This window comes from Streptomyces sp. Tu6071 (assembly GCF_000213055.1).
Classification (GTDB): domain Bacteria; phylum Actinomycetota; class Actinomycetes; order Streptomycetales; family Streptomycetaceae; genus Streptomyces; species Streptomyces evansiae.
Genome location: NZ_CM001165.1, coordinates 5,311,673 through 5,332,410, shown reverse-complemented (window position 1 = coordinate 5,332,410; position 20,738 = coordinate 5,311,673). Strand labels below are relative to the sequence as shown.

The window sequence follows — 20,738 nt, the reverse complement described above, 5'->3', positions numbered from 1 at the left end:
TCAGGCCGACAGCGGCTTCTGCAGCTTGATCGACTGGAGCAGCCCCACCGCGATCCACACGGCGAACATCGAGGTGCCCCCGTAACTGACGAACGGCAGGGGCAGTCCCGCGACGGGCATGATGCCGAGGGTCATGCCGATGTTCTCGAATGCCTGGAAGGCGAACCAGGCGATGATGCCGCCCGCGACGACCGTCCCGTACAGCTCGGTCGTCTCGCGCGCGATGCGGCAGGCGCGCCACAGGAGGATGCCGAGGAGCACGATGATGAGCCCGGCCCCGGCGAAGCCGAGTTCCTCGCCCGCGACCGTGAAGACGAAGTCGGTCTGCTGCTCGGGCACGAACTGCCCGGTCGTCTGGGTGCCGTGGAAGAGACCGGTCCCCGTGAGGCCGCCCGAGCCGATCGCGATGCGCGCCTGGTTGGTGTTGTAGCCGACGCCCGCCGGGTCGAGGTTCGGGTTGGCGAAGGCGGCGAAGCGGTTGATCTGGTAGTCGTCCAGGATGCCGAGCTGCCAGATCGCGAGGGCCCCGGCGGTGCCCGCCCCGATGAGGCCGAGGACCCAGCGGTTCGAGGCGCCGGAGGAGAGCAGCACGCCGAGCACGATCATCACCATGACCATGACCGAGCCGAGGTCGGGCATGAGCAGCACGATGATGATCGGGAGCACGGCGAGGCCGAGCGACTGGAGCACCGTCTTGTGGTCGGGGTGGTCCCGGTCGCCCGCGTCCACGCGCGCGGCGAGCAGCATCGCCATGCCGAGGATGATCGTGATCTTGACGAACTCGGCGGGCTGGAGCGAGAAGCCCGCGACCATGAGCCAGGCGTGCGCGCCGTTGACGGTCACGCCGAGCGGCGTGAGCACGAGGAGCACGAGGAAGACCGAGAGCCCGTACAGGATCGGCACGGCGGTGCGCAGGGTGCGGTGGCCGAGCCAGACCGTGCCGATCATCAGGCCGAGCCCGATGCCGATGTTGACGACGTGCTTGACGAGGAACGCGTACGGGTCGTCGCCGACGAGTTCGGTGCGCCCGCGCGTCGCCGAGTAGACGAGCGCGCAGCTGAGGGCCGAGAGGGCGAGCGCGCACAGCAGCATCGGCCAGTCGAGCCGCCGGGCGAGGGAGCCCTTGGCGAGCAGCCGGGTCCAGGAGGAGCGCTCGGGGCCGTATCCGGCGACGGTGAGCGAGGGTCCCGCGGCCATCAGTCCCGCCTCCCTGCGGTGGTCGTGACGGGGGTTCCGGCGTTCGCGACACCGCCGCCGTCCTGCCCCCCGCCGCCGTTCTCCACCCCGCCGCCGTCCTGCGGGAGCAGCGGAGACGTGGAGGGCGGCGGGGCCTCCAGCTTGTAGGGCGCGAACTTCTTCTTGAGCGTGGGCGAGTCGATCGACCCGTCCTTCTCGATCTTCGGCAGCGCCTTCTCCGGCTCGGGGAGCAGCGCCTTCTTCTTGTTGATCCGCCCGGAGCTGTCGACGCCGTAGAGCGCGTCGTAGATCTTGCGCACGGCGGGCCCGGAGGCTCCGGAACCCGTACCGCCCTGGGAGATCGTCATGACGATCGCGTAGTCCTTGGTGTACGTCGCGAACCACGAGGTCGTCTGCTTGCCGTAGACCTCGGCGGTGCCGGTCTTGGCGTGCATGGGGATGTCCTTCTGCGGCCAGCCCTGGAAGCGCCAGGCGGCGGTGCCCTGCGTGGCGACGCCCGCGAGGGCCCCGTCGATCTCCTTGTGGAGCTTGGCGTCGATGGGGAGCTTGGCGTTGACCTTCGGCTTGATCTGCTCGACGTGCTTGCCGTCCGCGCTCACGACGGCCTTGCCGATGCTCGGCTCGTGGAGTGTGCCGCCGTTGGAGATCGCGGCGTAGATGCTCGCCATCTGGATCGGTGTGACGAGCGTGTCGCCCTGGCCGATCGAGTAGTTGACGCTGTCACCCGCGCGCATCTGGTTGCCTTCGAGGCAGTTCTCGTAGGCGATCTTCTCGGCGTAGTCGCCGTCCTTCTTGCCGGACTTGCACCAGGCGGCCTTGTTGGCCTTCCAGTAGTCCTGCTTCCACTTGCGGTCGGGGACCCGGCCGCTGACCTCGTTGGGGAGGTCGATGCCGGTCTCCTTGCCGAGGCCGAACTTGTGGGCGGTCTTGTAGAAGTAGTCGTGCGGGTTCTTCTTCGGCTTGGTGCCGCCGTCCTTCTTCCACTCGTTGTGCGCGATGCCGTAGAAGACGGTGTCGCAGGAGACCTCCAGGGCGCGGCCGAGGCTGATGGGCCCGTAGTTCTCCGACTCGAAGTTCTGGAAGACCTGGTTGCCGATGGAGTACGAGCTGGAGCAGTCGTAGCGCCCGTTGAAGGGGTAGCCGGCGGCGACCGAGGCGGTCGTGGAGACGACCTTGAAGATCGAGCCCGGCGCCGCCTGTCCCTGGATGGCGCGGTTGAGCAGCGGGTAGTTCGACTTCTTGCTGGTGAGCTTGGTGTAGTCCTTGGCGCTGATGCCGCCGACCCAGGCGTTGGGGTCGTAGTCGGGCAGCGAGGCCATCGCGACGACGCGGCCCGTCTTCGCCTCCAGGACGGCGACGGCGCCGGAGTCGGCCTTGTAGTTGCGACTGGTGTTCTTGTCGTACTCCTTGCGCGCGGCCTTCATCGCCTCGTTCAGCTCGTACTCGGCGACGGCCTGCACCCGCGCGTCTATGCTCGTGACGACGTTCGCGCCGGGCTCCGCGCGGTCGGACTCGGCCTTGCCGATGACCCGGCCGAGGTTGTCCACCTCGTAGCGGGTCACCCCCGCCTTGCCGCGCAACTGCTTGTCGTACTGCCGCTCCAGGCCGTTGCGGCCGACCATGTCGGAGCGCAGGTAGGGCGAGTCGGTCTTCTCGGCGGACTTGATCTCCTCGTCCGTGACGGGCGAGAGGTAGCCGAGCACCTGCGAGGTCTGCGCGCCGCCGGGGGCGGTGTAGCGGCGGACGGCGGTGGGCTCGGCGGTGATGCCGGGGAAGTCCTCGGAGCGCTCCCTGATCTGGAGGGCCTGCTTGGGGCTCGCCTCGTCGGTGATCGGGATCGGCTGGTACGGGGAACCGTTCCAGCACGGCTGCGGGGTCTTCGCGTCGCACAGCCGGACCTTGTCCATGACGTCCTTCGGCTCCATGCCGAGGACGCCCGCGAGCTTGGTGAGGATGGTCCTCCCGTCGTCCTTCGTCTTCATCAGGTCGGTGCGGGAGGCCGAGACGACGAGGCGGGTCTGGTTGTCGGCGAGCGGGACGCCGCGCGCGTCGAGGATCGCGCCGCGCACGGCGGGGTCGACGACCTGCTGGACGTGGTTCCCGGTCGCCTCCGCCTTGTACTCGTCGCCGTTGCGGATCTGGAGGTACCACAGCCGCCCGCCGAGCGTGAGCAGCAGCGACATCACGAGGATCTGGAGAATGACGAGCCGGATGCGGACCCTCGGGGTACGCCCGGTCTCTGGAATGTTCGACATGCGTCGCCTCCCCCTCAGGGGCGGAATGTACGGAGGACGGGCGGGAGGGCGGCGGCGGGCGTCGCTGCGGCGGTACGGGGCAGAGCGGCGGCACCGCGGACCGGGGTGGTACCGGGGACTGCGGCGGTACCGGGCACTGCGGGCGTACGGGCCGGTCGGGGCCGGCCCGCCGCCCCGCGCGGGGTGCTCACAGCCGCTTCACCCCCTTGATGCGCCCGCTGTTGCGGGTCGCGCGTGCCATGCGGGCCTTGCCCATGCGACCGCGCAGTCCGCCGCGTGCGCCGCCGCCGATGCTGAGCCCGGTGCCCGAGGCGAGCCAGCCGGCCGCGACATCGGCGCCGCGCGCCGTGCCACCGCCCGCGCTCTCGCCGAGCGGGTCGTTCTCGGAGCGGCGGGCCAGCCACATGACGAAGGGCACGATGAACGGGGCGAGGACGAGGTCGTAGATCGTCGCCGTCGTCAGGAGCCCCGCGAGGCCCACGTGGCGGGCGGCGGTGTCCCCGACGAGGGCGCCGACGCCCGCGTACAGGAGCGTCGAGCCGATGGCCGCGCCGACGACCACGACGAGCGGCACGAAGACGGACCGCATCCGCCCGTGCTCGGGGCGGAAGAGCCCGGCGACGTAGCCGACGAGGCACAGCACGAGCGCGTACCTGCCGGCGGCGTGGTCGGCGGGTGGCGCGAGGTCGGCGAGCAGTCCGGCGCCGAAGCCGATGAAGGCGCCCGCGAGGTGCCCGTAGACGAGGGCGAGCCCGAGCACGGTGAGGAGCAGCAGGTCGGGCACGGCGCCCGGGAGCTGGAGCCGGGCCAGCACGCTGACCTGGATCATGAGGGCGACGACCACCAGGGCGGTGGAGAGCAGAATCCGGTTGAGGCGCATGTGACCGCTACTCCTGGTCGCCGTCGCCGGCCCCGGCGGCGCCCGTGGGCGCGCCGGAGGGGGCGCCCGAGGGCTTGGTGCCGGGGGGCGTGGCCGTGACGGTGACGGTGGGGGTGGGCTGGGGCTTGGGCTTCGCCGGCAGGACCGCGTCGCGCGGGTCCTTGCGCGGAGCCTGGACGACGATGCCGACGAGGTCGAGCTTCGTGAAGCCGACGAAGGGATCGACGTAGACGGTGCGGGTGAGGTCGCCGCCCGAGGGGTCGACGCGGACGACGCGGCCGACGGGGACGCCGGGCACGAAGGGCTTGTCGGCCTGCGAGCCGAAGGTGACGAGCTGGTCGCCCTTCTTCACCTTGGCCTTGCCGTTGAGCATCTGCACCGCGAGCGGCCGGTCCCCGCGCCCGGAGGCGAAGCCGAGTTCGTCGGTCTTCTCCAGGCGCGTGCCGACCGTGAAGTCGGGGTCGTTGGCGAGCAGGACGGTGGCGCTCGACGGGCCGACCGTGGTGACCCGCCCGACGAGTCCCTCGCCGTTGAGCACCGTCATGTCGCGCTTGATGCCGTCGCGCGTGCCCGCGTCGATGGTCACGGTCCAGGAGAAGCCCTGGGCCGCTCCTATGCCGATGACCTCGGCGGCCTTGATGCCGTACTGCCCGGCGCCCGCCCGCTGGAGCATGGTGTCGAGCTGCCGGACTCTGCTGCGGTTGCGGGAGTCGCTGCCGAGGCGCTGCTTCAGCTCGGCGTTCTCGCGCTCCAGGGCGCTGATGCGGTTGTGGCGCGTGTCCGAGTCGCGGACCGCGCCGATCGCGTTGCCGACCGGGTCGACGGCGCCGGAGACGCCCTTCTCGACCGGTCCGAAGACGGCGGAGGCGGCCTGCCGGGCGCCGTCCACCGGAGAGTCCTCGCCACCGCGGATGTCGATCGTGATCAGTGCGAACGCGATGACGATCAGCAGCACCAGGAGCAGCCGGCTCTCTCGTGTGTCCCTCACGTGCGGCGGCCGTGCCTTCCTCGTCGGAATTCCGTGTCTCGACGGCTCCCGCACGGGGGTCCGCCGTACGGCGGGCCGCACCCGGGGGCCCGCCGATCGTGCCGGTCGTGCTGGCCGGGGCGCTCGCCCCGGCGGTCGTGCTCGGCCGGGGACGGGCCCCGGCGGTCGTGCTCGGCCGGGGACGGGCCCCGGCGGTCGTGCTCGGCCGGGGACCGCGTCCCCGACACGTCCTGCTCGGCCGGGGGCGCGCGGTCCCCGGCGGGGGTTCCGTGCCGGAAGCGGTACGGGCCGTTCCGGCGGAGCCCCGTCCTGGGCCGCTGCGGGCCTTCGGCGGGGCGGGCCCGCGGGACGCGTGTCCCCGCGGGCCGGGAGAGCTAGCGGCGCGGCTGCGCGTCCAGCACCTGCTGGAGCGCCTCGAACTCCTCGACGCACTTGCCGGAGCCGAGCGCCACGGAGTCGAGCGGGTCCTCGGCGATGTGGATCGGCATCCCGGTCTCGCGGCGCAGCCGCTCGTCGAGGCCGCGCAGCAGGGCGCCGCCCCCGGTGAGAACGATGCCCCGGTCCATGACGTCACCGGAGAGCTCGGGCGGGCACTTGTCGAGCGTCGTCTTGACCGCGTCGACGATCGCGTTGACCGGTTCCTCGATCGCCTTGCGCACCTCGCCCGCCGAGATCACGACGGTCTTCGGGAGCCCGGAGACGAGGTCGCGGCCACGGATCTCGGTGTGCTCGTCGTTCTCCAGGTCGTACGCCGAACCGATGGTGATCTTGATCTGCTCGGCGGTGCGCTCGCCGAGGAGGAGGCTGTACTCCTTCTTGATGTGCTGGATGATCGCGTTGTCCAGCTCGTCGCCCGCGACGCGGATGGACTGCGCGGTGACGATGCCGCCGAGCGAGATGACGGCGACCTCGGTGGTGCCGCCGCCGATGTCGACGACCATGTTGCCGGTCGCCTCGTGCACCGGGAGCCCGGCGCCGATCGCCGCGGCCATCGGCTCCTCGATGATGTGCACCTGCCGCGCCCCGGCCTGGGTCGCCGCCTCGATCACCGCGCGGCGCTCGACCCCGGTGATACCGGAGGGCACGCAGACGACGATGCGGGGGCGGGCGAGGTAGCGGCGCTTGTGGATCTTGACGATGAAGTAGCGGAGCATCCGCTCCGTGATCTCGAAGTCGGCGATCACGCCGTCCTTGAGGGGGCGGACGGCGACGATGTTCCCGGGGGTGCGGCCGATCATCTTCTTCGCTTCCGCACCGACGGCGAGGATTCCGCCCGTATTGGTGTTGATCGCGACGACGGACGGCTCGTTGAGAACGATCCCTCGGCCCCTCACGTACACCAGCGTGTTGGCGGTCCCGAGGTCGACAGCCATATCACGGCCGATGAACGACATTGAGTTCCCCATGAGGATCGTCTGGCCTTCCCAAGTGGAGCGTTGACGGCTTTTCAGGAACGGCGCGGTGGGTGCTTTTGCTCGCGGTGGGTGCTGCCTGAGGAGCGGCTTCCATCGTAGTCGCGCCCGACAGGGCTCGGCGCGAGGGTACGCGCTCCCGTACGGGATTCTGCGCCGATGGGCGCACGCCTCGCCTGTGGAGACGTGCCATATGGGGCACGGGTTCCCCCGAACGTGGGCGCATATGCCAGAAGGCGACCGGAATTTCCGATCGCCTTCACCTTACGGCCGCGGGAATGCCCCGAAACGGGCACCGCATCTTTTTGGACTTTCGATACCCGGAAGCGGAAGCCGGATCAGAAGCGGCCGGGGAAGAAGATCTTCAGCTCGCGTTCGGCGGAGTCCTCGGAGTCCGAGGCGTGGATGAGGTTCTCGCGCACGATGGTGCCGAAGTCCCCGCGGATCGAGCCGGGCGCCGCGGCGATCGGGTCGGTCGGACCGGCGAGCGTACGGACGCCCTCGATGACCCGCTCGCCCTCGACGACGAGCGCGACGACAGGGCCGGAGAGCATGAACGCGACGAGCGGCTCGTAGAAGGGCTTGCCCACGTGCTCGGCGTAGTGCGTCTCCAGCGTCCCGCGGTCCAGCTCGCGCAGTTCGAGCGCGGTGACGCTCCAGCCGGCCTTGCGCTCGATCCGGCCGATGACCTCCCCCACCAGCCCACGACGTACGGCGTCGGGCTTGAGCAGAACGAGCGTGCGCTGGGACATGCGGGGTTTCTCCTTGGTACGGGGGCCTACGGTCAGGGAAGCGTATACGGACGCCACCGAAAGCCTGTACGCAGGCCGAGCCCGAGCGGCAAGGACCACCAGAATCCAACCCCTCCGGCGTGTGAGGAGCGGGGTGTGGGGCGGAGCCCCTCGAGGCTCATCCCGCGGAGGCCGCCGATTCCTCCTGAGCGGCCAGAGCGGCGAACCGCGCCTTTGCCTCGTCGATCTTCCGCCCGTACTTCACGGAAGCCCACCACAGCCCGCCGAACGCCGCCCCCAGGATGAACATCACCGGCACGACGAACCCCGAGAGGAACAGCGCCACCTGCAACACCCACCCGAGCGCGACCCCCGCGGGGCGCGTCACCACTCCGCAGAGCAGTACGCACAGGAGCATCGCGCCCCCGCACACCCCCCACACCGTGCCCTGCCCGAGGTCGTCCATCTTCATCGCGACGAGACCGGCGAAGCCGATGATGAGGAACTCGCCGATGAGCGTCGAAGCGCAGAGCGTCCGCACGGTCAGCCCTTCCTTCCCAGGAGCAGCCGGGCCTCGCCGACCGTGATGACGGAACCGGTCACGAGCACGCCGCCGCCGGCGAACTCGCCCTCCTCCTCGGCGAGCGTCACCGCCGCCTCCAGCGCCTCGGGCAGCCGGGGCTCGACCTGGACGCGGTCCTCGCCGAAGACCTCGACGGCGAGCGCGGCGAGCGCGTCCGCGTCCATCGCCCGGTGGCTCGTGTTCTGCGTGATCACGACCTCGGCCATGATCGGCTCGAAGGCTTCGAGGAGCCCGCGCGCGTCCTTGCCCTCGCTCACGCCGACGACCCCGATGAGCCGCGAGAAGTCGAACGCCTCACCGATCGCCTCGGCGGTGACCCGCGCGCCCGCCGGGTTGTGCGCCGCGTCGACGACGACGGTCGGCGACTTCCGCACGGTCTCCAGGCGGCCCGGCGAGGAGACGGCCGCGAAGGCGGCGCGCACGACCTCGCCCGAGAGCGGCTCGGGCCGCTGCGAGCCGACGCCGAAGAACGCCTCGACGGCGGCGAGCGCGACCGCCGCGTTGTGCGCCTGGTGGGCGCCGTGCAGCGGGAGGAAGATCTCCTCGTACTCGCCGCCGAGCCCCCGCAGCGTCAGGAGCTGGCCGCCCACGGCGACCTGGCGCGAGACGACCCCGAACTCCATGCCCTCGCGGGCGACGGTCGCGTTCCGCTCGACGGCCTTCTTGAGGATGACCTGCGCCGCGTCCACGGGCTGCTGGGAGAGGACGACGGTCGCGTCCTGCTTGATGATCCCGGACTTCTCGACGGCGATCTCGCCCGGCGTGTTGCCGAGGCGGTCGGTGTGGTCGAGGGAGATGGGGGTGATGACGGCGACGTCCGCGTCGATGACGTTCGTCGCGTCCCAGCTGCCGCCCATGCCGACCTCGACGACGGCGACGTCGGCGGGCGCGTCGGCGAAGGCCGCGTAGGCCATGCCGGTCAGCACCTCGAAGAAGGAGAGCCGGTACTCCTGCCGGGAGTCGACCATCTCGATGTACGGCTTGAGGTCGCGGTACGTCTCGATGAAGCGCTCGGCGCTGATCGGGGCGCCGTCGAGCGAGATGCGCTCCGTGATCGACTGCACGTGCGGCGAGGTGTAGCGGCCGGTGCGCAGGTCGAAGGCGGTGAGCAGGGCCTCGATCATGCGGGCCGTGGACGTCTTGCCGTTGGTGCCCGTGATGTGGATCGACGGGTACGAGCGCTGCGGTTCGCCGAGCACGTCCATGAGCGCGGCGATCCGGCTCACCGAGGGTTCGAGCTTGGTCTCGCCCCAGCGGGTGGACAGCTCCGTCTCCACCTCGCGCAGCGCCCGGTCCACCTCCGGGTCCTCGGGCCGCGCGGGGACATCGGCCTGCGGCGGCCCGGCCTGGGCGCGCAGGGTACGGCTGCCGGCCTCGATCACCGCGAGGTCCGGGTCCCTCTCGGTCTCGGCGTCGATGATCCGGTCGAAGTGCTCGTCGTCGCCGTCGGTACGGTCGTCGTGCGGGGGCTGCTCACTCACGCCGCCAGTCTACGGAGCGCCGCGGACACTCCGGGCGGCAGCCTCGCCAGGAGTCCGCGGGGACCCCGCGGACCCGTATGACCGGATAATCAGGCACACTTGGCGATCATGGACATAGGCATTGATCTCGGCACCGCGAACACCCTTCTGTATGTGCGGGGCAAGGGCATCGTGCTGAACGAACCCTCGGTCGTCGCGGTGCGCCAGGGCCGCAAGGGCACGACTGTCGCCGTGGGCACCGAGGCGAAGGAGACGCTGGGCCGCTCCCCCGGCACGATCACGGCGGTGCGGCCCCTGGAGGCGGGCGTCATCAGCGACTTCGACGCGACCGAGGAGATGATCCGGTACTTCATCCGCAAGGCGGCGCCGCGCCGTTCGACGCGGATCAGGCTCGTCGTGTGCGTCCCGAGCGGCGTCACGCCCGTCGAGCGCCGGGCGCTCGTGCGGGCCTCGCACTCGGCGGGGGCGCGGAGCGTGTACGTGATCGAGGAGCCGATGGCCGCGGCGATCGGCGCGGGCCTGCCGGTCGGCGACGCGCGCGGCTCGATGGTCGTCGACATCGGCGGCGGTACGACGGAGGTCGCCGTCCTCTCGCTCGGCGGCCTCGTCACGGCACGCTCGCTGCGGGTCGGGGGCCATGTCCTGGACACCGCCGTGACCGACCACGTGCGCAAGAAGCACGGTCTGCTCATCGGCGAGCGCACCGCCGAGAACGTCAAGATCGCGATCGGGTCGGCCTGGCCCGTGCCCGAGGACCCCGAGCTGGAGGGGCGCACGTACGAGGTGCGGGGCCGCGAGAAGATCGCGGGGCTGCCGCGCCGGGTCGAGCTGACCGCCCCCGAGATCCGCCGGGCACTCGACGAGCCCGTGGAGGCGATGATCCGGGCGCTGCGCGAGACGCTGGAGGAGTGCCCGCCCGAGCTGGCGGGCGACCTCATGGAGCACGGGATCGTGCTGACCGGGGGCGGCGCGCTGCTCCCGGGGCTGGATCTGCGGATGTCCTCGGCGACCGGTATCCCCGTGTTCGTCGCCGACGAGCCGCTGGAGTGCGTGGCGCGGGGCTGCGGGGAGTGCGTGGACCACTTCGACACCCTGCGGGACGTGCTCCAGGAGGGGTGAGCGCGCCCTCGCGGTCCGCCACACGGGGTACGGCCTCGCCCGCCTTCGGCGCGGTCACCGGTGTAACGAGCCGATAAATAGTGCAATGCGCCTATGTGGTATGCGCAGAATCCGGGCCGGGCGGCCCGTCAGCTCGCCGGTGACCTGGCACTCCTCGCGTGGGTCACCACATGGGCCTTCGGGGCCGCGGTCCTCCATCAGCTCGCGGGCGGCATCGCCGCGCGCCTCTCGGCGGCGGGGCCGGCCTCGTGGTGGCGCCTGCTGCCGAAACCGGCGCAGGACATGCTGTCCCTCATCGACCCCGTCCAGTGGCCGCACCTCGTCACGGCGGCGGGTCTCGCGGTCTTCCTTCTCGCGAGCGTGCCCGCGATCGGCTGGTGGGTGCCGCGCCGTATGCGCTGGCACCGCCGTGCGAGCGCGGCGCACGCCCTCGCCGCCTCCGAGGACGGCCGCGAACTCCTCGCCCTGCGCGCGCTGATGCGTCCCCTGGACGACGTGGGCCGCACCGCCACCCTGACGGGCGCGACTCCCGGCCGTCTGGCCGAGGGCTGGCGCGACGCCGACCCGGCCACGCTGGAGGCGCTGGCGGGCGCGGAGCTGCGCAGGCTGGGACTGGGGGGCGCGTCCACCACCGAGCACTGAGTCCGGCGTGTCCCGATCGACCCCCGTGCCCGCGAAGGCCCGGCCCCCGCGCGGGAACGCGGGCGCCGGGCCTCCTTACTTCCGCACGCCGAAAGCCGACTCCGGACTTCCGTACGGCGGGGTGCCGGCGCTCAACCTCCGTAGGGGCCGGGTGCAGGCCCCGCACTTCCGTACCGGCCAGGCGTCGGCCCCGCCCTTCCGTGCGGCCGGGTGTCAGCCCTGACCTCCGTACCCCGTACCGGCCCGGTGCCGACCCAGCACTTCCGTACCGCCCCGGTGCCGACCCCCCACTTCCGTACGGCCGGGTGTCAGCCCTGCGGCAGCTTCTCCAGCTGCCCCGTCAGGCGCACGATGTCCTCCTCGGCCTTCCGCAGCCGTCCGCGGATCTTCTCCACGACGGGCTCCGGCGCCTTGCCGAGGAACGCCTCGTTGCCGAGCTTCCCCTCGGCCTGCGCCTTCTCCTTCTCGGCCGCGGCGAGGTCCTTCGTGAGCCGCTTCCGCTCCGCGGCGACGTCGATCGTCCCGGAGAGGTCGAGCGCGACCTGCGCGCCCTCGATCGGGAGCGTCGCGGTGGCCGTGAAGCCCTCGCCCTCGGGCTGGAGGCGCAGGAGCTGGCGGATGGCCGGTTCGTGCGCCGCGAGCGGCGTGCCGTCCAGGTCCAGGCGGGCCGGGACCCGCTGGCCGGGCTGGAGGCCCTGGTCGCCGCGGAAGCGGCGGACCTCCGTGATGACGCGCTGGAGCGTGGCGATCTCCGCCTCGGCCGCGGCGTCCCGGAAGCCGGAGTCCTTCGGCCAGTCGGTGACGACGATCGACTCGCGCCCGGTGAGCGTCGTCCACAGCGTCTCGGTGACGAAGGGGACGATCGGGTGGAGGAGGCGCAGGGTGACGTCCAGGACCTCGCCGAGCACGCGGCGCGCGTCCTCGGCCGGCCGCCCGCCCGCCTGGAAGACGGACTTCGACAGCTCCACGTACCAGTCGAAGACCTCGTCCCACGCGAAGTGGAAGAGGAGGTCGGAGAGCTTCGCGAACTGGTAGTCGTCGTAGAGCGCGTCGGCCTGCGCGGTGACCTCGCCGAGCCGCGAGAGAATCCACCGGTCGGTCGCGGAAAGCCGCTCGGCGGGCGGCAGTGCGCCCTCGACGGTGGCGCCGTTCATGAGCGCGAAGCGGGTCGCGTTCCACAGCTTGTTGGTGAAGTTGCGGGAGCCCTGGACCCACTCCTCACCGATCGGCACGTCGACGCCCGGGTTGGCGCCGCGCGCGAGCGTGAAGCGCAGCGCGTCGGAGCCGTACTTGTCCATCCAGTCGAGCGGGTCGACGGCGTTGCCGAAGGACTTCGACATCTTCTTGCCGTTCTGGTCACGGACCATGCCGTGCAGGACGATCTCGGAGAACGGCGGGGTGCCGTCCATCGCGTAGAGGCCGAACATCATCATCCGGGCGACCCAGAAGAAGAGGATGTCGTAGCCGGTGACGAGCGTGGAGTTCGGGTAGAACTTCGCGACGCTGTCGGTCTGTTCGGGCCAGCCGAGGGTCGAGAAGGGCCACAGGCCGGAGGAGAACCAGGTGTCGAGGACGTCGGTCTCCTGGTGCCAGCCCTCGCCGCTCGGCGGCTCCTCGCCGGGGCCGACGCAGACGATCTCGCCCGCGGGCCCGTACCAGACGGGGATGCGGTGGCCCCACCAGAGCTGGCGCGAGATGCACCAGTCGTGCAGGTTGTCGACCCAGTCGAAGTACCGCTTCTCCATCTCCTGCGGGTGGATCTTGACGCGTCCATCGCGGACGGCGTCGCCGGCCGCCTTCGCGAGCGGGCCGACCTTGACCCACCACTGCATCGACAGGCGCGGCTCGACGGCGGTGCCGCAGCGCGAGCAGTGCCCGACGGAGTGGACGTAGGGGCGCTTCTCGGCGACGATCCGGCCGTCCTCGCGCAGCGCGGCGACGATCGCCGAGCGGGCCTCGAAGCGGTCCAGGCCCTCGAAGGGGCCGGGGACGGTGATGATCGCGCGCTCGTTCATGACGGTGAGGGTCGGCAGCTCGTGGCGACGGCCGATCTCGAAGTCGTTGGGGTCGTGCGCCGGGGTGACCTTGACGGCACCCGTGCCGAATTCGGGGTCGACGTGCGCGTCGGCGACGACGGGGATGGAGCGGTCGGTCAGCGGCAGCTTGATGAGCTTGCCGATGAGGTGCCGGTAGCGCTCGTCGTCGGGGTGGACCGCGACGGCGGTGTCACCGAGCATCGTCTCGGCGCGGGTCGTGGCGACGACGATGGACTCGTCCCCGTCCCCGTACCGCATCGAGACGAGTTCGCCGTCGTCGTCCTGGTACTCGACCTCGATGTCGGAGATCGCGGTGAGACAGCGCGGGCACCAGTTGATGATGCGTTCGGCGCGGTAGATCAGCTCGTCGTCGTAGAGCTTCTTGAAGATGGTCTGGACGGCCTGCGAGAGGCCCTCGTCCATCGTGAAGCGCTCGCGGGACCAGTCGACGCCGTCGCCGAGGCGGCGCATCTGGCCGAGGATCTTCCCGCCGAACTCCTCCTTCCACTGCCACACGCGCGCGATGAACGCCTCGCGGCCGAGGTCGTGGCGGGACTTGCCCTCACCGGCGAGCTGCTGCTCGACCTTGTTCTGGGTCGCGATGCCCGCGTGGTCCATGCCGGGCTGCCACAGCGTCTCGAACCCCTGCATGCGCTTGCGGCGGGTGAGGGCGTCGATGAGCGTGTGCTCGAAGGCGTGGCCCAGGTGGAGGGAGCCGGTGACGTTGGGCGGCGGGATGACGATGGTGTACGGGGGCTTCTCACTCTTCGCGTCGGCCTCGAAGTAGCCGCGCTCCACCCAGCGCTCGTACAGCGGCCCCTCTACGTCGGCCGGCGTGTACTGGGTCGGCAGGTCGGAGGCGGGCGCTGGAGTCTGCTGAGAATTCTCGGTCACCCGGCCAGTTTAGAGCGGCGGGGCAACTGCCCCGTACCGGGTTTCCGGGGCGCCGCCGGGACGCTCCGGCTTGGTAACAGTGCGGTCCCCGCCCGCCCCGCGCGGACGGCTTTCGGACAGGATGGCTGCGGCACGGACTGTCGCGTACGCGACAGGCGGCGCCGGACGTCCGAAGTTCGCAGTGAGAGGGAAGCCCAGCATGAGCGAGCAGCAGCCGGGCCCCTACGGGGGCTCGCAACCGCAGCAGCCTCCGGGGGGCAACGGTCCGAACCCGTACGGGTATCCGCAGCAGGGGCCGTACGGGACACCGCAACCGGGGCCCTACGGCGCCCCGCCGCAGGGCGGGGGCCCACAGGCGCCGAACCCGTACGCGCAGGAGGGCGGCGCCCAGCCGGGGCCGTACGGGCAGCAGCCGGGACCGTACGCCCAGCAGCCGGGCCCCTACGGGCAGCATGTCCCGCAGCAGGGCCACGGCATGCCCGGCCCCCCGCAGGCCGGGGCACCGACCGGCGGCGGCAGGGGCAGGCGGAACGGGCTGATCATCGGCGGGGCCGCCGTCGTCGTGGCGCTCGCCGTGGGCGCGTACTTCGTCCTCGGCGGCTCGGACGGCGGCTCGGGGCTCCCCGACGACGGCCCGCACAAGCTGACCGCTCCGCAGGCCGTGCTCGACACGTACCGGAAGAGCAAGGACGGCGCGGGCGAGGACGACTTCTCCGAGAAGGACGTCCAGGAGATGAAGAAGTACGGGGTCGACGCGGAGGTGGACGAGGTCCTCAGCGCCGACTACCAGACCGCCGACCCGTCGACCGCGCAGACGATGGCCGACCTCAAGGACATCGACCTGCTCAGCTACGCGGGCGCCTACGGGAAGCTCAAGAACCCGGAGAAGGCGGTCGACGCGCTGTTCAAGGTGCTCACGGACCGCTCGAAGAAGAAGGGCGGCACCGAGGGTCCGACGTTCGTCGGGGCGCCCAAGGAGTTCAAGCCGGCGGGCGGCGACGGCGCGGTCTTCAAGTGCCAGCAGGCGACGAGCGAGATGGAGGGCGGCGGGCAGAACGGCGTCCCCTCGAAGATGAAGATCGCGGTCTGCGCCTGGGCCGACCACTCCACCATGGCCGTCGCGATGCCGACGAACCTCGGTGACGTGATGCTGGAGGAGGCGCCGAGCCTGCCGAAGACCGCAGCGCTGACGGCGAAGCTGCGCAAGGAAGTACGGGTCGAGAAGTAGCGGTGGTACGCGGAAGGGGGCGGGCGCCCGCTCAAGGCGCCCGCCCCCTTCTCGTCTCCGCGTTCCTGTGAACGCGGGCGGCCTCAGGCCGACTTCTGCTCGCCCGCGCCCCGGCCGCGCGCCTCGCGCGGGATGAGGGTCGGGTTGACGTTGGAGCGGACGACGTCGGCGGTGATGACGACGCGGCCGACGTCCTGGCGCGAGGGCACCTCGTACATGACCGGCTGGAGGACCTCCTCCATGATGGCGCGCAGGCCACGGGCGCCGGTCTGGCGCAGGATCGCCTGGTCGGCGATGGCCTCCAGCGCCTCGTGCTCGAACTCCAGCTCCACGCCGTCGAGTTCGAAGAGGCGCTGGTACTGCTTGACGAGCGCGTGGCGCGGCTCGACGAGGATGCGCAGGAGGGCTTCGCGGTCGAGGCTGTGCACCGAGGTGACGACGGGCAGGCGGCCGATGAACTCGGGGATCATCCCGAACTTCACGAGGTCCTCGGGCATGACCTCGCGCAGGTGGTCGCTCGACTCGATCTCGCGCTTGGAGCGGATCGTGGCGCCGAAGCCGATGCCCTTGGCGCCCGCGCGGGCCTCGATGATGCGCTCCAGACCGGAGAAGGCGCCGCCCACGATGAACAGGACGTTCGTCGTGTCGATCTGGATGAACTCCTGGTGCGGGTGCTTGCGTCCGCCCTGCGGGGGCACGGAGGCCGTGGTGCCCTCCAGGATCTTCAGGAGCGCCTGCTGCACGCCCTCGCCGCTCACGTCGCGGGTGATCGACGGGTTCTCGCTCTTGCGGGCGACCTTGTCGATCTCGTCGATGTAGATGATCCCGGTCTCGGCCTTCTTGACGTCGTAGTCGGCCGCCTGGATGAGCTTGAGGAGGATGTTCTCGACGTCCTCGCCGACGTAGCCGGCCTCGGTGAGCGCGGTCGCGTCCGCGATGGCGAACGGGACGTTGAGCATCCGGGCGAGGGTCTGGGCGAGGTGGGTCTTGCCGGAGCCGGTGGGGCCGAGCAACAGGATGTTGGACTTGGCCAGTTCGATCGCGTCGTCCCGGCCCGTGGGCCCGCCGTTCTCACCGGCCTGGACGCGCTTGTAGTGGTTGTAGACCGCGACCGAGAGGGCCTTCTTCGCCGGCTCCTGGCCGACGACGTACCCCTCCAGGAACTCGTAGATCTCGCGGGGCTTGGGCAGTTCCTCCCAGCGCACCTCCGAGGTCTCGGCGAGTTCCTCCTCGATGATCTCGTTGCAGAGATCGATGCACTCGTCGCAGATGTACACACCGGGACCTGCGATGAGCTTCTTTACCTGCTTCTGGCTCTTCCCGCAGAACGAGCACTTGAGCAGGTCGCCGCCGTCACCGATGCGTGCCACGAGGTGCTTCCCCTTCGCCTGGGAGACGCGCTCGACGCGCGGACTCCTGGTCCCTCAACTCGACGGTACCTTGCCGGGAGCCCGGTCCGGGCCCCCCTCGGCACGGATCACACGGACTGTGACCGAACCGGGAGGGGGCCCGGTACTCGGGAATCCCGCTGAAACCACCGCTCGGGCGGCGGAATCCACCACACTCAGGCGGCGGAACCCACCACCTTACGCGGGGTGGTGATCTGGTCGACAAGCCCGTAGGCGAGGGCGTCCTCGGCCGTGAGGATCTTGTCGCGCTCGATGTCGTCGCGGATCTTCTCGATCGGCGTCGTCGAGTGCTTGGCGAGCATGTCCTCCAGCTGCGTACGCATACGCATGATCTCCTTGGCCGCGATCTCCAGGTCGGAGAGCTGCTCGCGGCCGGTCTGGCTGGAGGGCTGGTGGATCAGGACGCGGGCGTTGGGCAGTGCCATCCGCTTGCCGGGGGCGCCGGCGGCGAGCAGCACGGCGGCGGCCGAGGCGGCCTGGCCCATGCACACGGTCTGGATGTCCGGCTTCACGAACTGCATCGTGTCGTAGATCGCGGTGAGCGCGGTCATCGAGCCGCCGGGGCTGTTGATGTAGATGGAGATGTCCCGGTCGGGGTCCATCGACTCCAGGCACAGGAGCTGCGCCATGACGTCGTTCGCCGAGGCGTCGTCGATCTGCACGCCGAGGAAGATCACGCGCTCCTCGAAAAGCTTCGCGTACGGGTCGTACTCGCGCACGCCCTGCGAGGTGCGCTCGACGAAGCGCGGGACGATGTAGCGGTTGTCCACCTGGGGGCCCGTGTAGAGGCCGCTGCCGGGGAAGTTGTTCATGTGTGTGTTCACCATCCTGTGGCGTTTCGGGCGGGGGGTCTCGTCAGGAGAGGCACGGACCGGGGGCGGGTCCGGGCGGGACGGAGGAGTCCCGGTGGGACCGCGCGGGCCCCGGTACCGGCGGGGCCGGGATCAGGCCCCGGTGCCGCCGCCGCCCGGGACGCCGGAGGCGACCGTGATGATCTCGTCGATGAGGCCGTAGTCCTTGGCCTCTTCGGCGGTGAACCAGCGGTCGCGGTCGCCGTCCCTGATGATCTTCTCGATCGTCTGGCCGGAGTGCCGGGCGGTGATCTCGGCCATCCGGTTCTTCGTGCGCAGCAGGTACTCGGCCTGGATCTTGATGTCCGAGGCCGTACCGCCGATTCCGGCGGAGCCCTGGTGCATGAGGATGTCGGTGTTCGGCAGGGCGAATCGCTTGCCGGGCGTGCCGCCGGTGAGGAGGAACTGGCCCATGGAGGCCGCCATGCCCATCCCGATCGTGATCACGTCGTTGGGGATGTACTGCATGGTGTCGTAGATCGCCATGCCCGCGGTCACCGAGCCGCCGGGGCTGTTGATGTAGAGGTAGATGTCCTTCGACGGGTCGGCCGCCAGGAGGAGCATCTGTGCGGTGATCTTGTTGGCGATGTCGTCGTCCACCTGCTGGCCGAGGAAGATGATCCGCTCGCCGAGCAGTCGGCTGTAGACCTGGTCGCCGAGACCACCACCACTGAAGGCTTCGCCGGCGGCGGAGGGCATCAGATTCGTCACGTATCCACCTGCTCGTCTTGACGACGGCACCGGGCCGTCTTACGTCGTCTGCTGGAGCCTGGGACCCCGGCCGCCCGCCGTGCTCGACGGGGCTTCGGGGACTCCCCTGCCCTCGTATTCAAGGACCCTAACGCGCGGGTCGGCGCAGGCCATCCCGCATTCGGAACTGTTCGCTGTGAGCGCAGGTTCCGCCGGCGGGGGACGGAGATCGGCCCGGCCCGGCGGTCGGCCCCGTCCTCGAGCGCCGGACGGGCCGGTTTCGCGGGCCGGGGCGCGCTTCGGGGCGGACGCCGGTTAGGGGCGCGCTTCGGGGCGGACGCGTGAGGGGCCCCGGGATCGGTGTGATCCCGGGGCCCCTCATGTCGTACCGGTGCTTACTTGGACTCGGCCTCGGGCTCGGCGGCGTCCTCGGCGGACTCGACGGCCTCGGTGGCCGTCTCCTCCTCGTCCTCGTCGTCGCTGAGGTCGACGACCTCACCGTTGGTGTCCTTGACCGTGGCGGCCTCGACGACCGTCGCGAGGGCCTTGCCGCGGGCGACCTCGCCCACGAGCATCGGGACCTGACCGCCCTCGACGACCGCCTGGGCGAACTGGTCGGGGCTCATGCCGGAGGAGGCGGCACGGCGCAGCAGGTGCTCGGTCAGCTCTTCCTGCGAGACGTTCAGCTTCTCGCGGGAGACGAGCTCGTCGAGGACGAACTGCGTCTTGATGCCCTTGACCGCCTGCTCCTCGGTCTCGGTCTTGAACTCCTCGGCGGTCTTGCCCTGGATCTCCAGGTACTTGTCGAGGTCCAGGCCCATCTGCGGGAGCTGGTGGTGCTCCAGGTTGTGGCTGCGGGTCTCGATCTCGTCCGCGAGCAGCTTCTCGGGGATCGGGACCTCGACCAGCTCCAGGAGCTTGTCGAGGACGCGCTCCTGGGCCTGCGTGGCCTGGTCGTACTGCTTCATGTTCTCGAGGCGCTTGCGGCTGTCTGCGCGCAGCTCCTCGAGGGTGTCGAACTCGCTCGCCATCTGGGCGAAGTCGTCGTTCAGCTCGGGAAGCTCGCGGGCCTCGACCTTGGAGACCTTGACGGCGACCTCGGCCTCCTTGCCGGCCGCGGAGCCGCCCTTCAGCTCGGAGGTGAAGGTGGCCTCGCCACCGGCCTCCAGGCCCTTGACGGCCTCGTCGATACCGTCGAGCAGCTCGCCCGAACCGATCGTGTACGAGACCTCGCTGGCGATGCCGTCCTCCAGGACCTCGCCCTCGACCTTGGCCTCCAGGTCGATCGTGACGACGTCGCCGTCCTCGGCGGCACGCTCGACGGCGGAGGTCGAGGCGAAGCGCTCGCGCAGCTCCTCGACGGCCTTGTCGACGTCCTCCTCGCTGACCTCGATCGGGTCGACCTCGACCTCGATGCCGCTGTAGTCCGGGATCTCCAGCTCGGGGCGGATGTCCACCTCGGCGGTGAAGGAGAGCAGTTCGCCGTCCTTCAGCTCCTTGATGTCCACCTCGGGCTGGCCGAGGACGTTCAGCTCACCCTCGTTGACGGCCTCGGTGTAGAACTTCGGGAGCGCGTCGTTGACGGCCTCCTCCAGCACGGCACCCCGGCCGAAGCGCTGGTCGATGACGCGGGCCGGGATCTTGCCCTTGCGGAAGCCCTTCACCGTGACCTGCTGGTTGATCTTCTTGTACGCCGCGTCGAGGCTGGACTTGAGCTCCTCGAAGGGCACCTCGACAGTGAGCCGAACCCGGGTCGGGTTCAGGGTCTCCACGGCGCTCTTCACGGTTAGGTCTCCTTGGTGGCTGACTTCTGGGTGGTGCGCGGCCACACCGTTCGTGCGGACCGGACGATGAGGGCCCGGGGGCATCCGGCACGTTCTTCGATGGGCACGACGCTCCAGGGCCGTTGAGGCTCTGGGCACGTTCACCGGAAACGCGGACACACGGGCACGCAGCTTGCATAGTAACCGTGCGCGTGAGGAGACCCGCAATGCGATCCTGCCGCTGGTACGGCAGCGATCTTGCTGCTGGTGCTGATGGTCGGGGTGGCCGGATTCGAACCGACGGCCTTCCGCTCCCAAAGCGGACGCGCTACCAAGCTGCGCCACACCCCGCTGGTGCGGATCGTAGGGTACATGGCTCGCGCCCGCGTAGCTCACGAGCGGCACGCGGGAGGGGATGTGGGGTGATGTGGGGGGTTGGGGGGTGGGGGTGGGGTGAGGGGGTGGAGGGACGTGCGGGCGGGGCGGGGGTGATGTGTGGGCGTGGGGTTGGGGCGGGTCGGGACTTGGCGTGGGGTGCGGGCGGGGCACGGGGTGACGCTCGGACGGGACGCCGGGTGA

Annotated in this window: 16 protein-coding genes and 1 tRNA gene; 3 read left to right on the top strand and 14 right to left on the bottom strand. The window is 70.6% G+C overall.

Annotated features, from left to right (window positions below):
• The 8 genes from rodA to folC form a co-directional block, all read right to left on the bottom strand.
• Positions 1-1,197 carry a rod shape-determining protein RodA gene (rodA, locus tag STTU_RS22360; protein WP_007827112.1) on the bottom strand — a complete coding sequence of 399 codons (1,197 nt, stop codon included), beginning with the start codon at positions 1,195-1,197 and terminating at the stop codon, positions 1-3.
• On the bottom strand, positions 1,197-3,452 hold the full coding sequence (gene mrdA, locus STTU_RS22355) for a penicillin-binding protein 2 (protein ID WP_007827111.1): 2,256 nt from the start codon (positions 3,450-3,452) through the stop codon (positions 1,197-1,199). Before mrdA ends, rodA begins: the two co-directional genes overlap by 1 nt.
• Before the next feature lie 187 nt (positions 3,453-3,639).
• Positions 3,640-4,332, bottom strand: coding sequence for a rod shape-determining protein MreD (mreD, locus tag STTU_RS22350; protein WP_007827109.1), 693 nt, complete (start codon positions 4,330-4,332; stop codon positions 3,640-3,642).
• Between the two features lie 7 nt (positions 4,333-4,339).
• A complete protein-coding gene (gene mreC / locus STTU_RS22345; protein WP_007827107.1) occupies positions 4,340-5,320 on the bottom strand; it encodes a rod shape-determining protein MreC in 981 nt (326 codons plus the stop codon).
• Between the two features lie 374 nt (positions 5,321-5,694).
• Positions 5,695-6,714, bottom strand: coding sequence for a rod shape-determining protein (locus tag STTU_RS22340; RefSeq protein WP_029397024.1), 1,020 nt, complete (start codon positions 6,712-6,714; stop codon positions 5,695-5,697).
• Positions 6,715-7,070: 356 nt separating this feature from the next.
• Complete coding sequence (ndk, locus tag STTU_RS22335) at positions 7,071-7,484, bottom strand: nucleoside-diphosphate kinase (RefSeq protein ID WP_007827104.1); 414 nt, start codon at positions 7,482-7,484, stop codon at positions 7,071-7,073.
• Between the two features lie 157 nt (positions 7,485-7,641).
• Positions 7,642-8,004: a DUF4233 domain-containing protein gene (locus STTU_RS22330; RefSeq protein ID WP_007827103.1), complete on the bottom strand. Its 363-nt coding sequence runs from the start codon at positions 8,002-8,004 to the stop codon at positions 7,642-7,644.
• A gap of 2 nt (positions 8,005-8,006) precedes the next feature.
• Positions 8,007-9,527: a bifunctional tetrahydrofolate synthase/dihydrofolate synthase gene (gene folC, locus STTU_RS22325; RefSeq protein WP_007827101.1), complete on the bottom strand. Its 1,521-nt coding sequence runs from the start codon at positions 9,525-9,527 to the stop codon at positions 8,007-8,009.
• A 108-nt stretch (positions 9,528-9,635) separates the two neighbouring features.
• Between folC and STTU_RS22320 the strand changes: the two genes are divergently transcribed.
• Positions 9,636-10,646 (top strand): rod shape-determining protein, encoded by a 1,011-nt coding sequence (locus tag STTU_RS22320; protein WP_199785036.1) that lies wholly within the window; start codon positions 9,636-9,638, stop codon positions 10,644-10,646.
• Between the two features lie 93 nt (positions 10,647-10,739).
• Complete coding sequence (locus STTU_RS22315; RefSeq protein ID WP_007827097.1) at positions 10,740-11,288, top strand: hypothetical protein; 549 nt, start codon at positions 10,740-10,742, stop codon at positions 11,286-11,288.
• Between the two features lie 308 nt (positions 11,289-11,596).
• Here STTU_RS22315 and STTU_RS22310 read toward each other — a convergent pair whose 3' ends face one another.
• Positions 11,597-14,218 (bottom strand): valine--tRNA ligase, encoded by a 2,622-nt coding sequence (locus tag STTU_RS22310; RefSeq protein WP_007827095.1) that lies wholly within the window; start codon positions 14,216-14,218, stop codon positions 11,597-11,599.
• Positions 14,219-14,417: 199 nt separating this feature from the next.
• Between STTU_RS22310 and STTU_RS22305 the strand changes: the two genes are divergently transcribed.
• A complete protein-coding gene (locus STTU_RS22305) occupies positions 14,418-15,446 on the top strand; it encodes a hypothetical protein (RefSeq protein WP_043256014.1) in 1,029 nt (342 codons plus the stop codon).
• An 83-nt stretch (positions 15,447-15,529) separates the two neighbouring features.
• On the opposite strand, the gene clpX is transcribed toward STTU_RS22305, so the two are convergent.
• The 5 genes from clpX to STTU_RS22280 form a co-directional block, all read right to left on the bottom strand.
• The gene (gene clpX / locus STTU_RS22300; protein ID WP_007827092.1) at positions 15,530-16,816 is read right to left on the bottom strand and encodes an ATP-dependent Clp protease ATP-binding subunit ClpX; all 1,287 of its coding nucleotides are present in this window, start codon (positions 16,814-16,816) and stop codon (positions 15,530-15,532) included.
• Between the two features lie 194 nt (positions 16,817-17,010).
• Positions 17,011-17,682 (bottom strand): ATP-dependent Clp protease proteolytic subunit, encoded by a 672-nt coding sequence (locus tag STTU_RS22295; protein WP_007827091.1) that lies wholly within the window; start codon positions 17,680-17,682, stop codon positions 17,011-17,013.
• Between the two features lie 117 nt (positions 17,683-17,799).
• Positions 17,800-18,405 (bottom strand): ATP-dependent Clp protease proteolytic subunit, encoded by a 606-nt coding sequence (locus STTU_RS22290; RefSeq protein ID WP_010271700.1) that lies wholly within the window; start codon positions 18,403-18,405, stop codon positions 17,800-17,802.
• Positions 18,406-18,791: 386 nt separating this feature from the next.
• Positions 18,792-20,180, bottom strand: a complete 1,389-nt coding sequence (gene tig / locus STTU_RS22285; RefSeq protein WP_009065295.1) for a trigger factor — start codon at positions 20,178-20,180, stop codon at positions 18,792-18,794.
• Positions 20,181-20,433: 253 nt separating this feature from the next.
• Positions 20,434-20,510, bottom strand: a tRNA-Pro gene (locus tag STTU_RS22280).
• Between the last annotated feature and the right edge of the window lie 228 nt (positions 20,511-20,738).

What these genes read in the sequence shown, in the direction of transcription:
- rodA (WP_007827112.1), bottom strand. Translation starts at nt 1,197, where the DNA reads ATGGCCGCGGGACCCTCGCTCACCGTCGCCGGATACGGCCCCGAGCGC.
- mrdA (WP_007827111.1), bottom strand. Translation starts at nt 3,452, where the DNA reads ATGTCGAACATTCCAGAGACCGGGCGTACCCCGAGGGTCCGCATCCGG.
- STTU_RS22295 (WP_007827091.1), bottom strand. Translation starts at nt 17,682, where the DNA reads ATGGTGAACACACACATGAACAACTTCCCCGGCAGCGGCCTCTACACG.
- STTU_RS22315 (WP_007827097.1), top strand. Translation starts at nt 10,740, where the DNA reads ATGTGGTATGCGCAGAATCCGGGCCGGGCGGCCCGTCAGCTCGCCGGT.
- STTU_RS22305 (WP_043256014.1), top strand. Translation starts at nt 14,418, where the DNA reads ATGAGCGAGCAGCAGCCGGGCCCCTACGGGGGCTCGCAACCGCAGCAG.
- mreD (WP_007827109.1), bottom strand. Translation starts at nt 4,332, where the DNA reads ATGCGCCTCAACCGGATTCTGCTCTCCACCGCCCTGGTGGTCGTCGCC.
- STTU_RS22320 (WP_199785036.1), top strand. Translation starts at nt 9,636, where the DNA reads ATGGACATAGGCATTGATCTCGGCACCGCGAACACCCTTCTGTATGTG.
- STTU_RS22340 (WP_029397024.1), bottom strand. Translation starts at nt 6,714, where the DNA reads ATGTCGTTCATCGGCCGTGATATGGCTGTCGACCTCGGGACCGCCAAC.
- ndk (WP_007827104.1), bottom strand. Translation starts at nt 7,484, where the DNA reads ATGTCCCAGCGCACGCTCGTTCTGCTCAAGCCCGACGCCGTACGTCGT.
- STTU_RS22290 (WP_010271700.1), bottom strand. Translation starts at nt 18,405, where the DNA reads ATGCCCTCCGCCGCCGGCGAAGCCTTCAGTGGTGGTGGTCTCGGCGAC.